We start from the raw sequence: 611 nt of genomic DNA on the forward strand, positions 1-611 counted from the left end.
TTTCGCAGCTTATCACGTCCTTCTTCGCCTTCCAGAGCCTAGGCATCCCCCATGTGCCCTTGTTCACTTTTATTTCGCCGTCCGGCTGCTGTTCCCTTAGCGGCGCATGCGCCAGGCTGGGAAACAGCCGGGTATGACAAATATACTTCAGCGTCTTTGATTTGTTTGTCTTTCCCTTGTCGCCGCTTGGGCAGCCTGTCGCCAGGATGCCATGGCGGAAAAGACATTTTCAATGAACTCTTTTTTTTATTTTTTGCTCTTGTTTTTATATCATCATGTCAAAGATCTCCTTTCCAATTGTTCCCCCGCCGGCTCCCCCCTTCAAGGGGCGCCGCGGGCAACCGGCAGCTGTCTGGCGCGGGATCGAACCGCACTTTTGAAGTGAATAATTAAGAATGATGAATTAAGAATTTCATTTTTCATTCTTCATTCATTCTTCATTTTCAACTTATCCCTGTCCCCTCACGGACTCCAAACATCAACATCTCGCTTCTCCTTTACCGCCGCGGACTCTCTTGCCCCCGGACTCTTTTTCTCATCCACCGCTTCTCACACATTCCCGCACGCTTCCCGGCCCGGACGCCTCTCCTCACCCGGCCCGGTGGAGAATA

The 611-nt window shown here is 51.2% G+C and carries 1 protein-coding gene; it reads right to left on the minus strand.

Translation table 11 applies throughout. From position 1 onward, the window contains the following. Positions 1 to 38: 38 nt before the first annotated feature. Complete coding sequence (locus D7D25_RS18345; protein ID WP_221408036.1) at positions 39 to 227, minus strand: hypothetical protein; 189 nt, start codon at positions 225 to 227, stop codon at positions 39 to 41. Between the last annotated feature and the right edge of the window lie 384 nt (positions 228 to 611).

The organism is Proteiniphilum sp. X52, assembly GCF_003712195.1.
Classification (GTDB): domain Bacteria; phylum Bacteroidota; class Bacteroidia; order Bacteroidales; family Dysgonomonadaceae; genus Proteiniphilum.

What these genes read in the sequence shown, in the direction of transcription:
- D7D25_RS18345 (WP_221408036.1), bottom strand. Translation starts at nt 227, where the DNA reads ATGTCTTTTCCGCCATGGCATCCTGGCGACAGGCTGCCCAAGCGGCGA.